Genomic DNA, 20,193 nt, shown 5'->3' with positions numbered 1-20,193 from the left:
CCTGGCTTTTTACTTATCGTTCTATTTTTTTATTTATTAAATACTGAACATTCATTCTTTTTGGAAGTGGTGATCAAATGAAACGGCCTTCTCCATATCTTCTCCTCATATTGGCTACTCTTTTCTGGGGAGGTAACTTTGTCATTGGCCGAGCAGTAGCGAACAATGTGCCGCCATATACGCTCTCTTTATTGCGTTGGTGCACAGCCTTTCTCATTTTTTATCCTTTTGTAAGGAAGAATTTGCAGACGGATTGGCTCATTATAAAGCGGTATTGGAAAATCGTGATCGTAATGGCTGTAACAGGCATCGCAGGTTTTAACACTTTAGTATACATATCGCTCCATTATACGACGTCGATTAACGCGTCGTTAGTAAATTCATCTACTCCCATTATCATTTTTATGTTGTCTTTTGTCTTTTTTAAAGAACGGCTTCATCGTAATCAATTGATAGGGACGCTCGTTTCCCTTTTTGGTGTCCTCTTTATTTTATCGAAGGGTGATTGGAAGAATTTGATGTCGTTCTCATTTAATCAAGGTGATTTGCTTGTTGTCGCGGCGGTTCTCTTTTGGGGTGTTTATTCCGTTTTAGTGAAGCAATATGCGAACAAGTTACCTGGGTATAGTACGTTTTTTGTAGCGATCGGTCTTGGTCTCATTGTTTTATTCCCTTTTTCACTGGTAGAATTATTGATCTATAAAGAAACGGTGAACTGGAACATCACATCAATAAGTGCAATCGCTTATATTGGCATTTTTGCTTCGATTGTTGCTTTCACTTCATGGAATACAGCAGTTGCTACGATCGGTGCCAATAAAGCAGGTGTTTTCTTAAATTTCATTCCTGTGTTTGCCTCTTTATTTGCGATTATGTTTCTTGGAGAAACTATGACCTCGTATCAAATGATTGGTGGATTATTTGTTGTTCTCGGTGTGTATTTATCAACGAAAGTACCGAAAAAAGCTCATTTTGTTAGTAGAAAGAACGCTGTCTCTTGAAAAATTGAGAGATAGCTTTTTTTTGATAGGAAAGAGAACGTTTGTTTGTTATAATGAGTCGAGATAAGAAAGAAGGGAAGGATCTTTCATGAAGGGATCAGCTCATTTAGCCATTGGAGGGGCTACAGGTTTAATAACGGCGATGTATTTGCAAGCAGATCCGCTCTCAACAGCATCGCTTATTAGTATTGGAGCGGTTGCGGGTCTTGCACCAGACCTTGATGTAAACGGTAAGTTAGCTAATCGAATTACCATTTCGAAAAAGTGGCTTATTTTGTTTTTTGCTTTATGTGGCGTGCTGTTAATCGGTTATAGTTATATTCAGTTAGTCGGATTGATGAAGTCAGCTGGCTTTTTAATTGGGATCGGTTTATTATTGCTTCCGAGATTGTTTATTAAGCAGCGAACGATGTTATTTCTTACGGGAGCGATATTAGCTTATGTCGGTTGGAATGCTAATATTTATTGGGTTATGCTTTTAAGTGGCTTCATCATGATTTCTTCCTTTTTAGCTCACCGATCATTAACTCATTCGATCATAGGTGTTATTTGCTTCGGTTATATCGCCTGGCATTTTGAGCAATCGGTCACATTAGAAGGAAGCTTCATGGCAGCAGTATTCGCTTATGTGAGCCATCTAGTCGCAGATATGAAAATGTGGTCCTTTAACAAAAAAGGAGTTAAATGGTTCCAACCAATATTTAATAAAGAATTTTGAGCGATTATTACAAATATCACTATGTGCAAAATTCAAAATAAAATATTTAAAAAGATTACACCCCTGACATGTCAAAAAAACATAATGAATTCCATGCATCGTTGTTAAATATAGTGCAAAAGGTAATACGGGAAAGGTATGATAAGATGGAAAAATCATTACTCATGTGTGAAAGGGATGGGAGAAAATGTGGAAGGAATTTTTATCCAGTATAGGAATTGGCAGTGTAAAGGTTGATACTGTTCTTGAAAAAGGGCAGTTTAAAATTGGAGAAGTGGTAGAAGGGAAAGTAGTCATTACGGGCGGAAAGGTAACAGTTCCTATTCAATCAATCATGTTGCAGCTTGTGTACCAATTTGAAGAGGTTCGTGATGATAGTGATTTCTCAAGTCATGAGAAGGAAATGGATCACTTAACAATTGACATAGATAGAGAAATTCCGCCTGGAGAAATATATGATTTTCCATTCGAGATAACCTTGAAAAAAACTCACCCTATGACGGAAGATAACAAACAAACGTTTTTAAGAACGACGGTGATTATTCCGCAAGCGGTAGACGCAACGGACCAAGACGAGATTATTATAAAAGGATAAATCATCACTTGCGAAAATGATCACCCATTGTTATAATGAGTCAGGCACAATATTTAGTGTTTTATTATCAAAAAAATCTATATTTAGTGTGAAACCAGTAAAAAGGTGTTATATGTAGCATAATAGGGAATCCGGTGAAAGTCCGGAACTGTACCCGCAACTGTAAGTGCTGACGACCAAGGTAATGCCACTGTCTTAAGACGGGAAGGACCTTTGGGAGGATGAAGCACAAGTCAGGAGACCTGCCTTTTTATAGCGTTTACTCTTTTTCGGGAGTTGGGAAGAAAAGCGCGGGGAAAATATCAATGGCTTATTAATTAGCGAGCTAGAGGATTCTCTATGTCCGTTTGATTAATAGGTAATATTTCTTCGCTCTGCTCCCATCTTTCTCATGGAAAGATGGTTTTTTTGTTTGTTTTTTGAGCAAAAAACTTTTTTAGACAAAAATATATTTTTTAAGGAGCAAATAAAATGAAACAAACAATGCTAAAAGGGGTCGAGAAAATGATAGACGAGATCGGAGTAGAATATCCGAATCTTGACTTATCGAGCGTGAGAGAAAAGATAGAAGGGGCCGCTTCAGAGAAAGAGCATTGGTCAGAGGAACAATTACAACGTTTACTTTTACAAGCAGCTGTTGAGAGAATTTCCAGTGAGGAGCCAGATTGGACATTTGCGGCAGCGAAGCTTTATTTGCAAAATTTATATAAAGAAGCAGCAGTGGTTAGAGGCGATCATACAAATGGATACGGAAGCTTTCAAGGGCTCATTCAATTATTGATTGATGAGGGTATTTATCATCCTAAATTGTTAACGGAGTATTCAGAAGAAGAACTTCAACAATTAGGTGAAGTGATCGATCCAAGTAAAGACCGTTTATTTACATACATTGGCATTGTGACATTAAGTGATCGATACTTAGCGAGAACGCATGAGAAACAAACAGCTGAGCTTCCACAAGAGCGTTGGATGATCATTGCGATGACGTTAATGGTTAATGAACCGAAACAGCATCGTTTGCAGCTCGTGAAAGAAGCTTACTGGGCTTTATCTAATTTATATATGACGACCGCTACTCCAACGTTAGCGAATGCTGGGAAATCGTACGGTCAGCTGTCTAGCTGTTTTATCGATACAGTCGATGATAGTCTACGCAGCATTTTCGATGCGAATACAGATGCGGCGACATTAAGTAAAAACGGTGGGGGCCTTGGTATTTACCTCGGCAAAATCCGTTGTCAAGGTAGTGACATTAAAGGCTTTAAACATGTCAGCTCTGGTGTGATTCCATGGATGAAGCAATTGAATAATACGGCTGTTTCCGTTGACCAACTCGGTCAACGACAAGGCGCAATTGCTGTTTATTTAGATGTATGGCATAAAGATATTTTCTCCTTTTTGGAAACAAGACTGAACAATGGGGATGAGCGCCGCCGCACGCACGATTTATTTACAGGCGTATGTATTCCAGATTTATTTATGGAAGCAGTCGAAGCCCGTGAAGACTGGTATTTATTCGACCCACATGAAGTGAGAAGAGTGATGGGTTATTCGCTTGAAGATGCTTTCGATGAGAAGAAAGGATCTGGAACATTTAGACAACGCTATGAAGACTGTTGTGCTCACCCTGCGCTAAGTAAAAAGGTTGTGCCGGCGATCGAAATTATGAAAGCGATTATGATTTCACAGCTTGAAACAGGTACACCTTATATGTTTTATCGCGATACGGTCAACAGAGCGAATCCGAATAAGCATGCTGGTATGATTTATGCTAGTAATTTATGTACGGAAATTTGCCAAAACATGAGTCCAACCGTTGTAACGGAAGAAACAACAGAGGACGGCAAGATTATTGTAACGAAGGACCCAGGAGACTACGTTGTATGTAATCTATCTTCTATTTCATTAGCTAGAGCGGTAGGAGATGATGTATTAGAGAGATTGATTCCGATTCAAGTGAGAATGCTTGATAACGTAATTGATATTAATGATATTTCCGTTCCGCAAGCAGAGCTAACGAATCGAAAATATCGAGGGATTGGTTTAGGAACATTCGGCTGGCATCATTTACTGGCGCTAAAGGGATTGAAATGGGAATCAGATGAGGCGGTTACTTATTGCGATGAATTATATGAAAAAATTGCGTTCTTAACGATTCAAGCAAGTGCTGATTTAGCGAAGGAAAAAGGAGTTTATCCAGCGTATTATGGTTCAGATTGGGAGAATGGCAGTTACTTTGACGAAAAAGACTATACGACTGAACAATGGCAAAGCTTAAAAGAGCAGGTGAAGGAATCCGGACTTCGCAATGGTTATTTGCTAGCGGTTGCTCCCAACTCTTCAACGGCGTTAATTGCTGGTTCAACAGCAGGAATTGATCCGATTTTCCGTAAAGAATATATGGAGGAAAAGAAGGATTATAAAATACCAGTTACAGCACCTGATTTAACAGCGGACACCGCGTGGTACTATAAATCCGTTTATTATATTGATCAGCATTGGAGCATTAAACAAAATGCTAGACGCTCTCGTCATATCGACCAAGGAGTATCATTTAATCTTTATGTTCGTAACGACATTAAAGCGAAAGCCTTATTAAACCTTCACCTTGATGCGTGGGATTCAGGGTTAAAAACAACTTATTATGTTCGATCAACGGCTTCAAATATTGAAGAATGCGATAGTTGTCATTCATAAAGAGGAGGAAGTATAAATTGAAATTAGAAAAAAGAAAACTAATTGACGTTGAAGCACCGAACCGTTCAACGGGGATTATTAATGGACAAAGTTCGAATATATTAAACTGGGATGATGTTCGATTCAGCTGGGCGTATCCAAAGTATAAGCGGATGCTTGCTAACTTTTGGACGCCGTTTGAAATCAATATGACGAAGGATCGTCAGCAATTTGAACAATTAGAGCCAGCTGAAAGAGAAGCTTTTTTGAAGATTATTGGTTTACTAGCTTTACTGGATAGTGTGCAAACAGATTATGCCGGCCGAGCGGCTGATTATTTAACCGATTCAAGCCTTCACGCTTTAATGATTATGCTTGCTCAACAGGAAGTCATTCATAATCATTCTTATAGTTATGTATTATCGAGTGTTGCTGATAAAAGTATTCAAGATCAAGTCTTTGAATATTGGAGAAGTGAGCCGATTCTTCAAGAGCGAAATGAATTCGTCACTAATGGGTATGAAGCATTTGCTGAGGAACCGACTGTTGATCATTTTTTACGTTCGATCATTTATGACGTCATCTTAGAAGGTCTTTTCTTCTATTCAGGCTTCGCTTTCTTTTACAACTTGGCAAGGAACCAAAAAATGATTGCAACAAGCACGATGATCAACTACATTAATCGTGATGAGCAGCTTCATGTCGATTTGTTCGTTAAAATTTACAAAGAAATATTGGTCGAATATCCTGAATACAATACAGATGAGTTAAAGCAATATGGACAAGAGACGATCAAAAAAGCCGCGGAGCTTGAAATTGAGTGGGGCAGACATATTATTGGCCATAAAATTGACGGTATTCAAATGAATGAACTAGAAAGCTATATTAAATTTATGGCGAATAAGCGTGCGGAGCAGCTTGGGTTCGCAGCCCCGTTTGAAGGCTATCGTACGAATCCAATGCGCTGGATCGTTGCTTATCAAGAAGTTGACCTTGGAAAAACGGATTTCTTCGAGCAGAAATCGCGTGCGTATACGAAAACGAGTGAGGCGAACGGCTTTGATGAATTATAATGTAGAAGAAACGGAAGAAAAAAAGAAGTGGATGAACCAATTGCTAGCGGGAGTGGTTCTTTATGGAAGTCTTGACAAGGCGCTAACTGAGTATATGATAAAAGAAGAGGGGAAATTTTCTCTCGATAAGAAAGAGTGGTTCTACATAAGTAATTAAACAGTCGAACAAAGGGGTTGTCATTTCGTGGATCAGACAAAAAAGTACAGTGAATTATTAACAAGTGCCGAGCAAGCTGTGGCTTGTATTGAAGCAGGGGAAGATATTATCGTTCCTCTTTTACCTGGTGAGCCTCCTAGCTTGCTAGCAGCTTTGGAAGGCCGAACAGACTTGCAAAGAAATCGGCTGTTTCAATTATTGACAGCTAGACCTGCGATCAGGAAGCATCCAGATGAATTAAAGGTCATCTCTATGTTTTTATCAGGGGGGGATCGCAAGGCGTTTCATGAAGGGGCTGTCGATTTATTGCCTAATCATTTTTCAGATGTACCAGTATTATTAGAAGAAATGACGAATGAGCGTGTCATTATGGCAACGGTCTCACCAATGGATGAGAATGGCTATTTTTCATTAGGGACGAATTGTGATTATACTGCACCGCTAGCGAAACAAGCGAAGAAAATTTTACTTGAAGTAAACGAGTATATGCCTAGAACGTATGGAATGAATCAAATTCATATTTCAGAAGTGACGGCGCTTATCGAAAACCATCAGCCGCTTCTTGAAGGCCCGACACCTGAAATAACTGAAAAAGATGAGAAAATCGGAAGCTATATTGCCGACTTAATTAGCGATGGAGATAGCTTGCAAATTGGCTTCGGAGCGATTCCTAATGCCGTGATGGATTCATTAACGAATCATCGTGATTTGAATATATTTACAGAAATGATTCCTGATAAGCTTGTAGATTTAGTGAAAAGCGGAGCTGTGTCGAATATCGGAAGAAGCGATTATCCTGGGAAAACGACTGCTACTTTTGCTTTTGGCACACAAAAGCTCTATGATTTCTTGCATGAAAACGAGGAAGTCTATATGCTACCTGTCAATCAAACAAATGATATTAGCCGCATTTCTGAAATTGATCAGATGATCGCCATTAACGCTACGATTGAAGTAGATTTTTTAGGACAATGTAATTCCGAAAAAGCTGGTTCACTGTATTGGTCTTCTACAGGGGGACAAGCAGAATTTGGTATTGGTGCAAGAAGATCTAAAGGCGGAAAAGGAATCATTTGCTTACATTCAACAACTAAAGACGGCAAAATATCGAAAATTGTTCCAACTTTGGCACCTGGTACACCAGTAACCACTTCTAAAAATGATGTCGATTATATCGTCACTGAATTTGGAGTAGCGAAATTGCGTGGCAAGACGATTCGTGAGCGGACAGCTGCGCTAATTGACATTGCTCATCCAGATTTTAGAGAAGAATTAACGATACAAGCAAAAGAAATGGGTTATCTCATTTAAATGATTAAATAAGGACTAGTCTAAGTGACAGCGTAATTTCTATTATTATGTTTAGTATTCATGATCAATGAGAATACTATATTTAATGGAGAAGGTTGTTCGTGAAGACTAGTCCTTTTTTATATGTTTATATTTCAGAAAATTTTATTTTTTTGTGTTATGCAATTGACATAGAGAATAAACTGTTATATATTATGTTTAACAAATAAATTTTGTTATATAACAGAAGGGGGAACAAACAATGGAAATGTATCGTATCGCTTATCAATATTATATGGAGACTTGTGAGAATTATGGAATGGAGTCGATCAACTTTCACCACTTTATTAAGCATTTAACGGAAGAGCAATTACAAGAATATATTAAAAAAGCCAATTAACGAAAGGGTGTGTTGATCACGGAGGTTCAAGCAGATCATCATAAAGATTAACCCCGCTTTGTAACAGAAAAACTGTTCATAGGCGGGGTTTTCGTATGTTTATGACTCTTGATCGGCTTCATGGTAATGATCGCGGCAATAAACAGAGATCATTTCCACTTCATCCTCTTCTAATTCAAAATCGAGCACTTCGTCTGTTGCTCGGTCATAGAGGTGGTAGTGAATGATTTTTTGCTGTTCACCATCTACCATATATAGAACGCGAACATAAAAGCCGGACTCAGAATATAATTCATCCTCTTCCTCTACTTCCGCGTACAAACGAAATTCGTACCGATCACCTGATAATAGCCCAAACGGATCTTTCAGCCATTCTACTGTATGTTTAGTTATATTCATTCCTACAACCATCCTTTTAAGAAATATCTTTCTTATTCTAACATAACTGAAGATGGATAGACATCTATTCAAATGAATGAAAAAAGTAGAAAGAAAAAATTATTTTTCGTATGTTTCTTTGGAAAACCGTACAAAATAGTCTAATAATACTTTGACTGGTCGTTTCGTTATATTTGAGAAATGATTTGTTTTTAATATAATTGAGTTAGCGTTATATAAAGGAGGTTCGCATGAAGCAATTTTTCTTGTCGCTGTTAGCCCTTTTAGTTATTGCCGTCTTTGGACTTTCTATATGGATTTATTATCCAAAATATAAAATTAGTCAAATACAAGAACAGTCAGTTACGGTAGCTTCACAACAAGAGCTCACCTATATTGACCACTTCCGTATGCTTGATCAAACTTATTTGAATCATTTAGCGATCGGTGATTCAATTATTACCGGAATTGGCGCGGAAGGAGAAGAAAATTTCGTTGATCACTTTTCAAAGCAGTTAGAGCAGCAAACTAATAAACATGTTATTACGCAAAATGAAGGAATCCCCGGTGTGAGTAGTTCGCAACTAAACGCCGTAGTACAAAAAGGAACATTTGACCAACAAATAAAAGATGCGGATTTAATTACCATTAATGTAGGTGGGAATGATATCCTGCAAACGATGGAAGGAATGGATTACCATAAAGTATTTCAATCGTTTGACTCGATGCAATCAACTTTTATTAATAATTTGACCGAGATCTCTAGCAAAATTAGAGAAACGAACAAGGATGCTACTATCGTGTTTTTAGAAATGTATAACCCTCTTGAACAAGAGCATGAGCTTTATGACATTGCCGATCAATTGCTTCCAAAATGGAACGTGAAGATTTATGAATTAGCTAGTAGCTTAGATTACTCACTAGTGATGCAAACAACGAAAGTGATTAATAGTAACCATCAGCAATACTTATCAGCAGACGGCGTTCATCCGAACTCGTTAGGGTATGCGGCACTTTCGAAACAAATGCTCGAACAATTAAGAAAGAAGCCGTTTGGGAAGTCGGCTTAACGTTAACCTTAATATTAAAATAAAATAATTTAACTAATTACTGCGAGCAATTTAAAGAAGCCATGTAGAAAGGTATCAAAATGCCTTTCTATATGGCTTTTCTGTTTATTTTGAATAATAGTACGAATTTTTAGTTGATATTTTTTTGTATATCGTCAAATTTTCTTTTTATTATTTTTGATAAATGTGTTACATTATATAAAAATAAGTATAACACTTTGCGGAATGTGTTATACAATATAACACACTTTTTATCGGGAAGAGGGTGATAATGATTAAACTATCCAATCGTCAAGATGCGATTCTTCAAATTGTAAAGAGTAGCGGACCGATCACAGGGAGTGAAATTGCGAAGAAGCTTTCTGTTTCAAGAGCAGCGTTAAGGTCCGATCTTGCGGTTTTAACGAGTTCGGGCAATTTAGATGCAAGGCCGCGAGTGGGCTATTTTTATAATGAAGAATATAAAATGATGCGCCAGGCAGAGCCATTTATTCAACAAAAGGTGAATGATTTCAAAGCAAACCCAATTGTTGTTGAGAAGTCATCTTCTGTATATGATGCCATAGTTCAGTTATTTTTAGAGGATGTTGGCACGCTTTATGCAGTAGATTCAGAGGGTTATTTGGACGGGGTGATTTCACGAAAGGATTTACTAAGAGCTTGTCTCGGAAATAAAGATCTTCAAGAATTGCCGGTTAGTGTGATTATGACGAGGATGCCTAATATTACGACTATTCGCCCTGAAGATACCTTGTTAGAGGCTGCTAAAAAAATGATCAGTCTACATATTGATTCTTTGCCTGTTGTGAAAGAAGTAGCAGGAAAGAAAAATAAGTATTCTCTACTAGGCCGAATCACGAAAACGACTATTACAAGAGCTTATTTAGAAATGATAGAAGGACAATAAGATATAAGGGGAGTTGCTGAAGTATTGGAAAGAAAAGAAGTGGTCTATGTCGTTTCTGACTCAGTTGGAGAAACGGCGGAGTTTGTTGTAAAAGCAGTAGCAACACAGTTTAACGGCAGTAAAGTAGATATCCGTAGAAGTTCATATGTAGATGACATTGAAGATATTGAAGATGTCATTATGTTAGCTCGTAAAGAAGTTTCAATCATTGCTTATACGATTGTGATTCCTGCTTTAAAAGAGTATTTAGACCGAAGAGCAAAAGAAGAAGGGATTATTGCCATCGATTTACTTCATCCATTAATGAATGCTTTTCAAACACAGTTCAATAAAGAACCCCATCATAGTCCAGGAGTGATGAGACAGTTGGACGAAGAGTATTTTCGGAGAATCGAAGCAATTGAATTCGCTGTTAAATATGATGATGGCCGGGACCCAAGAGGAATTTTACAAGCCGATATTGTGTTAATTGGTGTGTCGCGTACATCCAAAACCCCACTATCGATGTATTTAGCACATAAACGGTTTAAAGTAGCCAACGTCCCGTTAGTTCCTGAAGTATCTCCACCGGATGAATTATTCGAAATTCCAAGAAAAAACTGTATTGGCTTAATTATTTCTCCAGATCAATTAAATGAAATACGCAAGGAGCGGCTCAAGGCGTTAGGGTTAGGGGCAAAAGCGAATTACGCAAGCTTTGAGAGGATTCTTGGCGAACTAGATTATGCTGAAAAAATTATGAAGCGTGTCGGTTGTCCGATCATCAACGTATCAAACAAAGCAGTCGAAGAGACAGCCGGATTAATTTTAGAAGTGTTGAAAAAAGAGAGGAGCTTTTAATTATGGAGAAATTTGTATACTTATTTAATGAAGGCAAAGGAAATATGAAGGAATTGCTAGGAGGAAAAGGAGCTAATTTAGCGGAAATGACGAGTATCGGCTTGCCTGTTCCATTTGGCTTTACGATCACAACAGAGGCTTGTAATGCTTACTATGAATCTGGTAAAGCTATTCCTTCTATTGTAGAAGAACAAACGTTAGAAGCTCTCAGTCATTTAGAAGAGAAAATGGGAAAAAAGCTTGGAGATGCTGATAATCCATTGCTTGTTTCTGTCCGCTCTGGTTCTGTGTTCTCGATGCCAGGCATGATGGATACAGTTTTAAACCTTGGAATGAATGATGAAACAGTTGTCGGTGTGGCAAAATTAACGAATAACCCACGCTTTGCTTATGACTCTTACCGTCGTTTCATTCAAATGTTCAGCAATGTTGTTCTTGAAATTGATACCTACTATTTCGAACAACTATTGGAAGAAACACGTGAACAAAAAGGGTACTCAGCTGATCCAGAATTAACAGCGGAAGATTGGAAAGAAGTCATTGCTGGATATAAAGAAATTGTGAAAAAACATACGAAAAAAGCCTTCCCGCAAGATCCAAAGGAACAGCTCTTCTTAGCGGTCAATGCGGTGTTTAATTCTTGGAACAATCAGCGTGCGATTATTTACCGTCGTCTGAACAAAATTCCAGACCATCTTGGAACTGCAGTGAATATTCAAAGCATGGTATTTGGAAACATGGGAAATGACTCTGGTACAGGAGTTGCTTTCACAAGAAATCCATCCACGGGTGAAGCCATTCTTTATGGGGAATATTTAATCAATGCTCAAGGAGAAGACGTTGTCGCGGGAATTCGTACACCACAGCCGATCGCTACTCTAGAGCAAGAAATGCCAGATGTGTATAAGCAATTTACAGAGACATGCCATCAATTAGAGCAACATTATCAAGAAATGCAAGATATCGAGTTTACGGTAGAGCGTGGAAAACTATTTATTTTACAAACACGTAACGGAAAGCGTACAGCACAAGCGGCCATTCGCATAGCAGTAGAAATGGAACAAGAAGGAATCATTGATAAAAACACGGCCCTTCTTCGAGTAGATCCTGATCAATTAAATCAGCTACTTCATCGCCGAATTGACGATTCAGTCAAGAAAGAAGTATTAGCTAAAGGGTTACCAGCATCTCCAGGTGCAGCGACAGGTCAAGTCGTTTTCGATGCAGATGAGGCAGAACAATTAGCTAGTCAAGGGGAAAAAGTGATCCTTGTTCGTCCTGAAACGACGCCAGATGATATTCATGGCATTGTTACGTCACAAGCGATTGTTACAAGCCGCGGCGGAATGACGAGTCATGCTGCTGTTGTCGCAAGAGGTATGGGGAAAGCGTGTATTTGTGGCTGCGAAACGTTAAAAATCGATTTAAAAGCAAAGCAATTTGTTGTAGGTGACAAAGTTGTCCATTATGGAGAGATTATCACGATTGATGGCGCGACGGGTGAAATCATGCTTGGAGAAGTACCGATGATTGATCCAGAGCTATCCGATGAGTTCCAGCAATTGCTTACTTGGGCAGATGAAGTACGTCAAATGAACGTTCGCGCTAATGCCGATACACCAGAAGATGCGAAGAAAGCTTTTGAATTCGGAGCGGAAGGAATTGGTCTATGCCGTACAGAGCATATGTTTATGGATAGTAAACGTATCCCAATCGTGCAAGAAATGATTTTAGCGGAAAACTCAAAAGAGAGACAATCAGCGCTTGAACAGCTGTTACCGATGCAGCAAAGTGATTTTGAGGGCATTTTTGAAGCAATGCAAGGTCATCCGGTCACCGTTCGTTTACTAGACCCACCACTTCATGAGTTCTTACCTAATAAAGAAGAACTTCTAGTAGAAGTAACTAAGCTGCAAATGGTCGACCCTAAATCTGAAGAATTAAAAGAAAAGGAGCAGTTACTGAAAAAAGTACGCCAATTAGATGAACACAACCCGATGCTCGGTCTTCGTGGCTGTCGTTTAGGAATGATGTACCCTGAAATTTATGAGATGCAAGCGAAAGCGATTTTCTATGCGGTCGCTCAATTAGCTGAAAAAGGTATTCCAGCTCAGCCAGAAGTGATGATACCACTTGTTGGACATGTGAATGAACTTAAAGAAATGCGCCAAGTCGTTATCGATGCAGCTAATGTGGTTCAAGAGGAGACAAGCCAAACGATTGCGTACACGATCGGTACAATGATTGAAATTCCACGTGCCGCTTTAACAGCTGATGAAATTGCTGAGGAAGCAGACTTCTTCTCCTTCGGTACGAATGATTTAACGCAAACAACATTCGGCTATAGTCGTGACGATGCAGAAGGAAAGTTTCTGCAAGCTTATATCGAAAACAAAGTGCTTCCAGAAAACCCATTTGCTGTGCTTGATCAAAACGGTGTTGGAAAATTGGTCGAAACAGGTGTGAATTTAGGACGTGCGAAAAAGTCTAAGCTGAAAACAGGTGTGTGTGGAGAGCACGGCGGTGAAAAGAGCTCCGTTGATTTCTTCCATAAAACAGGATTAGATTACGTCAGCTGTTCCCCATACCGAGTGCCACTTGCGCGCTTAGCAGCGGCTCAAGCAACGATTCGTCATAATCAAGAAGAAGTGAAGACAAAAGCATAATTTTAACTAGAGGGCTGTCCCGTAAGTCTAATTTGACTATGGGACAGTTTTCCTATTTTTATAAGATCATCCTAGTTATTACTTGAACTCTCATTTTATTACTATTAAAATAAAACAAGAACATATATTCTTGTTTGTCGTAGGGGTGAATGAATGTTAGAAAGGTTTGTTAACTTTTACTTTCGTTTTCCTATTTCGATAGATAAAGATTAGATAAAGGTAGTGATAACATGCAAACAACGGAAAGACTAATTGACCAATTAGTAGAAGCTTTAAAAGTCTTTAAATTACAGCAGCCCGTCATCGACTTATTGGAAGACTATTTACTTGGCGATGAAAATGATGCAGAAGTTGAAAAAGTATTAAACGAGATAGAAAAAGAGCAGGAGTATAAGCTAGAGGGGTATAATACTCCGTTTCAGCAAGCACTTTATGCACTAGATGATTATAAACAGGAGAAAGTCTATCATCGCTTTCTCAAGATTTGTCTTTTAATTGGGGGAGAAAAAGTATTAAATATTTGGCGGTTTAGGATTTGGCTAAGACAAGATTATAAAGAAACATTTGAATATTTCAAGCAGGCTAATATCCCGTTTGAATATTACATATTAAATTATTCGAATAAGAGGATGGAACCAAGGGAATTTGGCGATGAAAAGTATGTAAACCACTTAGAGAATTTATGTGATCTAGATTGTGAGGCGATGGAGAGAGCCTTTGAAAAAGCTGAACATGCACCGAAAATCTTTATCGGAGCCGTTTTATGGAAAAAAGGCATTCAAATAGATGGATTAGAAGAATGGCTTATGTCTTGTATCACTTATAATTTGTCCATTTTTCTTAAAGATGAAATGCAGTTTACAGAACAACAATTACAACAGGTGACGGATTGGTTACAAGAGGAAGAGCTTACTTCTTTATCTATACATAAAAAATGCGTGGAGAGTTTTACATTCCATTTCTTAATTAGTTTGAACTACTATATGAAAGATGATTGCACGTTAAGTTCACGCGTGTTGAAGTTCTTACTGGAACTTGATAGCATTCCAAGCTTTAATCGTTTATTTGATTATTTTGAAAGAACATTCGAATATCGTTCGGTCCCATCAGTAGAGTTTTTCCGAGAACTTGAGCGTTTAGTGAACGATCTTCACATACCGAAAGAATATTATGTCGCTTGGTTGGCTGAGCAAACGTTACATTCGGATTATGAATTATTTTCGAAACGACTTCGTTTGTTTCGACAAAATCCGGATATTGTTGTTCAAGCATTACAATTACCTTATCATCAAGGCAAAGGTGTGTTAGCTTCCTTGCTTTGTGAGTGTGGAGAACTAGAGACATATTTGCCTGTTTTAGAAGATGAAGTGAAAGCTTTAATGATCGCGGAATTAAAAGGCGACGGCGTGAGTGAGGAACAAATGCTTTCACTTGTTCATTATATTGAAGGGAGAGTAGAAAAGCCAATCGCTCCGAAGCTTGAATGGTTGGGGTTATCGAGCCATCTGATTCGTAGTATTTTGCTTTTAAAGGGAAAATCATCGTTGTTTGAGAAGTATGTTTATTGTGTAACGGCACTTAGTAGTAGCGCTCCTTATATTTTTAGACATTTCACTCGATATTATGAAGAACGAACAAACGGTACATTACAGGAGATTATCAATATATTAGACAAGCTGCAAGTAGAGGCGACAACGATGGTACCTGCGATCGCGAATATCGGTAATTATGATGGTAGATACAAGCAAACTGTTCGTATGTATATTGAGGAGCATATTGAGAAAGTCATCGAAGGCATTTCAGTTTGTGACGTTGATGGCAGAGAATTCATTTTAACTGAAGCGAAAGAAATACAATGGGAGACGGATCAGTTTGATATGTTGCTCATTCAGTTAATGGGCGATTCATCGAAACGAATTCGTCAATTAGTCATTGATGTATTAAATGAACGTCCGAACATCAAACAATTAGTATTCCCATTGTTGCAACACAAAAAAGCTGTCGTGCGTGAGCAAGCAGTTACTCTACTGTCTAACCATGCCGATCAGGAAGTGATACATGCATTCGAAGAAATATTTGAGAAAGAGCGTTCACATAAGGTGAAGGAACTGATTTCGAAAGTCATCCACGTAGAAGAATTAGAAGAGGAACAAGACATCACTTCATTAGCTAAATATTGTGAAAAGCATTTAAATAAACGGAAAAAAGCGAAAGTAGAGTGGGTGACTCCGGAGACTCTTCCCGCTTTAATGGTGAAAGACCCTACAGAGGATTTAACAGACGATGTAGTTTATTTACTTTTAACGATGTTTGCTGAGACGGATGAAGTCACGCTGAATGCTTCTGTAAGAAAGCTGGCTGAATGGATTGAAGAGAAAAGCTTGCATGATATCGCATATGAAGTATTATTGCGCTGGGTTGCCGATGGAGCACAAGCAAAGCGCAAATGGGTGTTATCGTTAGCCGCTCAATTTGGTGACAGTCGAGTTATTCATGAACTTTCATCGTTGATTGCTGATTGGGTGAAATCTTCTAGAGGAGCTATTGCTAGCTTAGCTGTGAAGGCATTAGCCCTGCAAGGAAGTGACGAAGCGTTACTGATTACCGATGGCATCGCTCAAAAGATTAAACATAAGCAAGTAAAGCGAGCAGCATCTGAAGCATTAGAAGCGGCCGCAAAAGAGTTTGGTATCACACCAGAAGAATTAGCGGACCGTCTCATTCCGACTTTAGGATTTGATCAAGAAGGAAAGCGAGTGTTTGATTATGGAGCGCGCTCCTTTACGGTTGAAGTGACACCAGAACAAACGTTACAAATCTTTAAGGAAGATGGAAAGAGTGTGAAAAATTTACCTCAAGTTGCTAAGAGTGATGATGAACAAAAAGCAACCGATGCAAGAGAGCAGTTCAAGTTGCTGAAGAAGCAACTGAAAACGGTAGTAACGAACCAAAAAACGAGACTAGAAGCTGCGTTATCACAAAATCGCATGTGGGAAGCAGAGAAATGGGAAAAGCTATTTGTCGACAATGTTATTATGCAGTCATTTGCTATTGGTCTAGTTTGGGGTGTGTATGAGGAAGGTGAGCTTCTCCAAAGCTTTCGCTATATGGATGACGGCACATTTAATACGATTGATGAAGACGAATATGAACTTCCAGAAGGAGCAAGCATCGGACTTGTTCATCCACTTGATTTAGAAGCAGACGAAATTGAACAATGGAAAGAACAGCTTGAAGATTATGAGATCACCCAGCCAATCGCTCAGCTCGATCGCCCAATTTTTATCATTACAGAAGAAGAGAAAAACCAAAAAGAGATTACTCGCTTTGCAGGTAGACAAATGAGCGATTTAGCTTTGCTTGGTCGAATAGATAAAGCGGGATGGAGCAAAGGTTCCGTTCAGGATGCTGGTGGCTTCTATGAGTTTTATAAAGAGATTGGAGAGTACGGTGCGGAACTGCATATGACAGGTATGTATGTAGGCGGCGGAATGGATGACGTTGTTGTGAAAGAGGTTATTTTTTATAAAGCTGGAACGGTGGAACGAGGAAGCTACATTTATGATGAAGTAACGGACAAAAATCGAATCATGCCAAATAAGGTGCCAGAAAGGATATTTAGCGAGCTCTTATTGGATGTTTCCAAAGCAACAGAAAAGTACGATAAGCTGATTGAAAAGTGGCAAGAAGCTAGCTGGTAAGCTTGATATTTTAAACAATTAATAAGATGAGTCGAATAAACGATATCGTTTGACTCATCTTTTTTACTCAGAAGTAGAGAGGATTGAAAATGATGACGAATCAAAATATGTTGAAATTACCTCCGGAGCGTCAATATGAAAGAGAATTGTTAGCTTTGAAGGAGAATGATCAAGGTGCGAAGCCTAAGAATTGGGAGCTGTCACCTAAATCTGTGCGTACGTTTATTTTAGGGAGTGACAAGCCTTTACGTTATAACGGTGAAGAAGTAACGATTCAGAAGAAATTTTTTGGGGATGATGCTTTAATTGAGCGTTGCATTATTACGTTAGCGGGAAATCGAGGGCTGTTACTTGCGGGTGAGCCGGGGACAGCAAAGACGATGCTCAGTGAGTTGTTAGCCACAGCGATTTCTGGAACGAGTACGAACACTGTACAAGGTACAGCAGGGACGACAGAGGATATGATTAAATACTCTTGGAACTACGCGCTTTTGTTAGCAAAAGGGCCGTCCGAAGAGGCACTTGTCCCTTCACCACTTTACACTGGGATGGAGAAAGGCAGAATTACGAGAGTAGAAGAAATTACTCGCTGTCCATCTGAAGTACAAGATAGTCTCATTAGTATGATGAGTGATAAAGTGTTAACCATTCCTGAATTAGGAGAAGAAGGCGTATTATTTGCTACACCAGGCTTTAATATTATCGCTACTGCCAACATTCGCGATAAAGGTGTAAATGAAATGAGTAGTGCTTTAAAACGCCGTTTTAACTTTGAAATTGTTTCTCCTATTAAAGAATTAGCATTAGAGGTTCAAATTATTGAGAAGGAAGTAGAAAAATTAATTGCGCAAACGAATATAGATGTCGAGTTGGATCGAGATTCGGCGAACTTATTAGCGACTACTTTTCATGAATTGCGTGAAGGGCAAACCGCTGAAGGCAAGCGTATGGACCAAATGGAAGCAGTAATGAGTACAGCAGAAGCGGTATCGGTCTATTTCCAAAGTGTGATGAGTGCGTATTACTATGATGATGGTCATTTAACGATGGACCGAGTCGTGCAAAACATGCTAGGTACAGTGATCAAGGATCATGATGAAGACCGGAAGAAACTGAAAAACTATTTCTCTACGATTGTGAAAGATCGCAGTATGAAAGAGGGCGGATTATGGAACGAGTATTACCAAGCCAAGAAATGGATCAAATAAATGCTCTATATGAGCAAGCCTTAAATTATAATGGGCAAACGATCTATTTCCCTGTGCGCCACCATAGCCCAGCTTGTTCCTACCACCTGCAAAAAGTGATCGAAACGTATCAACCTGAAGTGATCTTAATTGAAGGACCGACGAATGCGAATAAATTGCTTCCTTATCTCGTTCATGAAAACAATCAAGCTCCTTTCGCGGTTTATTATTCCTATGCAGATCAAGCGGCATTATTGGATGAAGAGAAAGGGAAATATACATGCTACTATCCGTTTTTAGATTATTCACCAGAGTTAGTAGCGTTGCGACAAGCGCACAAGCTTGGTATCGAAGCGAAATTTATTGATTTACCGTATGAACAAATTTTACTGAATAGCGAACGCGGAAAAGGTATTCATGAAAAGGATCGTAAGAAAAATTACAACGATGACTATTTATTAGATCGCAGTCGATTCATTCAATCCCTATGTCAAAAAGAGAACTGCCGTAGTTTTAACGAGCTTTGGGAAAAATTATATGAAGTCGATGGGCTTTATCAGTCAACAGAAGTATTTGTGAAAAATATGCTTGCATATTGTTATTTATCACGACACGACTACACGGAAGACATGCTGCAAGCGGAAGGCTGTTTAGCTCGTGAGCAATTTATGGCGCAGGAAATTCAACAAGCGCTGAACCAATATGAAAGAATTCTCGTTGTAACGGGAGGATTTCATACTTCAGGTCTTATTGAATTGCAGTCTGAGTCACTACCTAAGCTCTCATTGCCAAAAGTGAAGGAAAAAGATACAGGGACATACTTAATGGCTTATACATATAAGGAATGTCATCAGCTTAATGGATATGCAAGTGGTATGCCTTATCCGTCCTATTATCAAACTGTTTGGAAAAACATATTGAAAAGAACGAAGCAACCACTTGAGGCGTCAGTTCAATATCATATAGCGAAGTTTGGTAAGAGATTAAGAGAAAAAGAAGACGGTGTTTCAACCGCCGATTCCATCGAAGCGATGCGCATGGCGATTGGTTTAGCTGGATTACGAGACAAGATAGAATGTAGCCTTTATGAGCTAGTAGACGGGGTGAAAAGTGCTTTTACGAAAAATGAGCATTCCCGCTTGTTACAAACGTTAGATCAGCTACTAGTAGGCGATCAAGTAGGGCTCGTTAAAAAAACGCTTCATATGCCTCCGATTGTTAATGATTTTCACTCGATATGTAAAAAATATAAGCTGCCTATTCAAACGGTGCAAAAGCAAGAGAAAGTGTTAGATCTGCTAAAAACAAAATCTCATCGTGAAATTAGTCGCTTCTTTCACGCTATGGATTATTTAAATACGGATTTCTGCATCAAGAAAAAGGGTCCGAATTATGTGAAACGTATCGATACAAATTTAGTGAGGGAAACGTGGGAATATCGCTGGAATCCGAATGTGGAAACAGAGTTAATTCAGCATTCTGTCTATGGTGGAACGATTAGCGAAGCAGTATCTGAAATGATTATGGAAAAAAT

At 38.7% G+C, this 20,193-nt stretch carries 16 protein-coding genes and 1 riboswitch; of the genes, 15 read left to right on the top strand and 1 reads right to left on the bottom strand.

Annotation, left to right across the window (positions count from 1 at the left end; translation table 11 throughout):
* The first annotated feature begins 77 nt into the window (after positions 1 to 77).
* From CEF22_RS10980 to CEF22_RS18725, 8 genes are all read left to right on the top strand, one after another.
* A complete protein-coding gene (locus CEF22_RS10980; RefSeq protein WP_100402911.1) occupies positions 78 to 1,001 on the top strand; it encodes a DMT family transporter in 924 nt (307 codons plus the stop codon).
* Positions 1,002 to 1,089: 88 nt separating this feature from the next.
* Positions 1,090 to 1,719 carry a metal-dependent hydrolase gene (locus tag CEF22_RS10975; protein WP_100402910.1) on the top strand — a complete coding sequence of 210 codons (630 nt, stop codon included), beginning with the start codon at positions 1,090 to 1,092 and terminating at the stop codon, positions 1,717 to 1,719.
* Positions 1,720 to 1,906: 187 nt separating this feature from the next.
* Complete coding sequence (locus CEF22_RS10970; RefSeq protein ID WP_100402909.1) at positions 1,907 to 2,314, top strand: sporulation protein; 408 nt, start codon at positions 1,907 to 1,909, stop codon at positions 2,312 to 2,314.
* 86 nt (positions 2,315 to 2,400) lie between these two features.
* Positions 2,401 to 2,578, top strand: a riboswitch (cobalamin riboswitch).
* A gap of 207 nt (positions 2,579 to 2,785) precedes the next feature.
* Positions 2,786 to 5,011: a ribonucleoside-diphosphate reductase subunit alpha gene (locus CEF22_RS10965; RefSeq protein ID WP_100402908.1), complete on the top strand. Its 2,226-nt coding sequence runs from the start codon at positions 2,786 to 2,788 to the stop codon at positions 5,009 to 5,011.
* Positions 5,012 to 5,028: 17 nt separating this feature from the next.
* Entirely contained in the window at positions 5,029 to 6,063 is a 1,035-nt protein-coding gene (locus CEF22_RS10960; protein WP_095478984.1) for a ribonucleotide-diphosphate reductase subunit beta, read from the top strand.
* Entirely contained in the window at positions 6,050 to 6,220 is a 171-nt protein-coding gene (locus CEF22_RS18525; RefSeq protein WP_157843224.1) for a hypothetical protein, read from the top strand. Before CEF22_RS10960 ends, CEF22_RS18525 begins: the two co-directional genes overlap by 14 nt.
* Before the next feature lie 27 nt (positions 6,221 to 6,247).
* Positions 6,248 to 7,531 (top strand): acetyl-CoA hydrolase/transferase family protein, encoded by a 1,284-nt coding sequence (locus CEF22_RS10955; RefSeq protein ID WP_100402907.1) that lies wholly within the window; start codon positions 6,248 to 6,250, stop codon positions 7,529 to 7,531.
* Positions 7,532 to 7,772: 241 nt separating this feature from the next.
* On the top strand, positions 7,773 to 7,910 hold the full coding sequence (locus CEF22_RS18725; protein WP_170941847.1) for a hypothetical protein: 138 nt from the start codon (positions 7,773 to 7,775) through the stop codon (positions 7,908 to 7,910).
* Positions 7,911 to 8,009: 99 nt separating this feature from the next.
* Here CEF22_RS18725 and CEF22_RS10950 read toward each other — a convergent pair whose 3' ends face one another.
* Positions 8,010 to 8,309 (bottom strand): DUF6509 family protein, encoded by a 300-nt coding sequence (locus CEF22_RS10950; RefSeq protein WP_100402906.1) that lies wholly within the window; start codon positions 8,307 to 8,309, stop codon positions 8,010 to 8,012.
* A 230-nt stretch (positions 8,310 to 8,539) separates the two neighbouring features.
* On the opposite strand from CEF22_RS10950, the gene CEF22_RS10945 reads away from it, so the two are divergent.
* From CEF22_RS10945 to CEF22_RS18720, 7 genes are all read left to right on the top strand, one after another.
* On the top strand, positions 8,540 to 9,358 hold the full coding sequence (locus CEF22_RS10945; RefSeq protein WP_100402905.1) for a GDSL-type esterase/lipase family protein: 819 nt from the start codon (positions 8,540 to 8,542) through the stop codon (positions 9,356 to 9,358).
* Positions 9,359 to 9,629: 271 nt separating this feature from the next.
* Complete coding sequence (locus CEF22_RS10940) at positions 9,630 to 10,265, top strand: helix-turn-helix transcriptional regulator (protein WP_269799382.1); 636 nt, start codon at positions 9,630 to 9,632, stop codon at positions 10,263 to 10,265.
* A gap of 24 nt (positions 10,266 to 10,289) precedes the next feature.
* Positions 10,290 to 11,105, top strand: coding sequence for a pyruvate, water dikinase regulatory protein (locus CEF22_RS10935; RefSeq protein ID WP_094834282.1), 816 nt, complete (start codon positions 10,290 to 10,292; stop codon positions 11,103 to 11,105).
* 2 nt (positions 11,106 to 11,107) lie between these two features.
* Complete coding sequence (gene ppdK / locus CEF22_RS10930; protein ID WP_100402904.1) at positions 11,108 to 13,771, top strand: pyruvate, phosphate dikinase; 2,664 nt, start codon at positions 11,108 to 11,110, stop codon at positions 13,769 to 13,771.
* A gap of 230 nt (positions 13,772 to 14,001) precedes the next feature.
* Entirely contained in the window at positions 14,002 to 17,472 is a 3,471-nt protein-coding gene (locus CEF22_RS10925) for a DUF4132 domain-containing protein (RefSeq protein ID WP_100402903.1), read from the top strand.
* A gap of 89 nt (positions 17,473 to 17,561) precedes the next feature.
* On the top strand, positions 17,562 to 18,680 hold the full coding sequence (locus tag CEF22_RS10920; protein WP_198508061.1) for an ATP-binding protein: 1,119 nt from the start codon (positions 17,562 to 17,564) through the stop codon (positions 18,678 to 18,680).
* A partial coding sequence (locus CEF22_RS18720) for a DUF5682 family protein (protein ID WP_232726106.1) occupies positions 18,641 to 20,193 on the top strand: 1,553 nt, incomplete at its 3' end. The genes CEF22_RS10920 and CEF22_RS18720, both read left to right, overlap by 40 nt.

This window comes from Bacillus sp. FJAT-42315, from assembly GCF_002797375.1.
GTDB lineage: Bacteria > Bacillota > Bacilli > Bacillales > Domibacillaceae > Bacillus_CE.
Note: the sequence above shows the minus strand (reverse complement) of the source record. Positions and strands in the feature narration are given on the sequence as shown.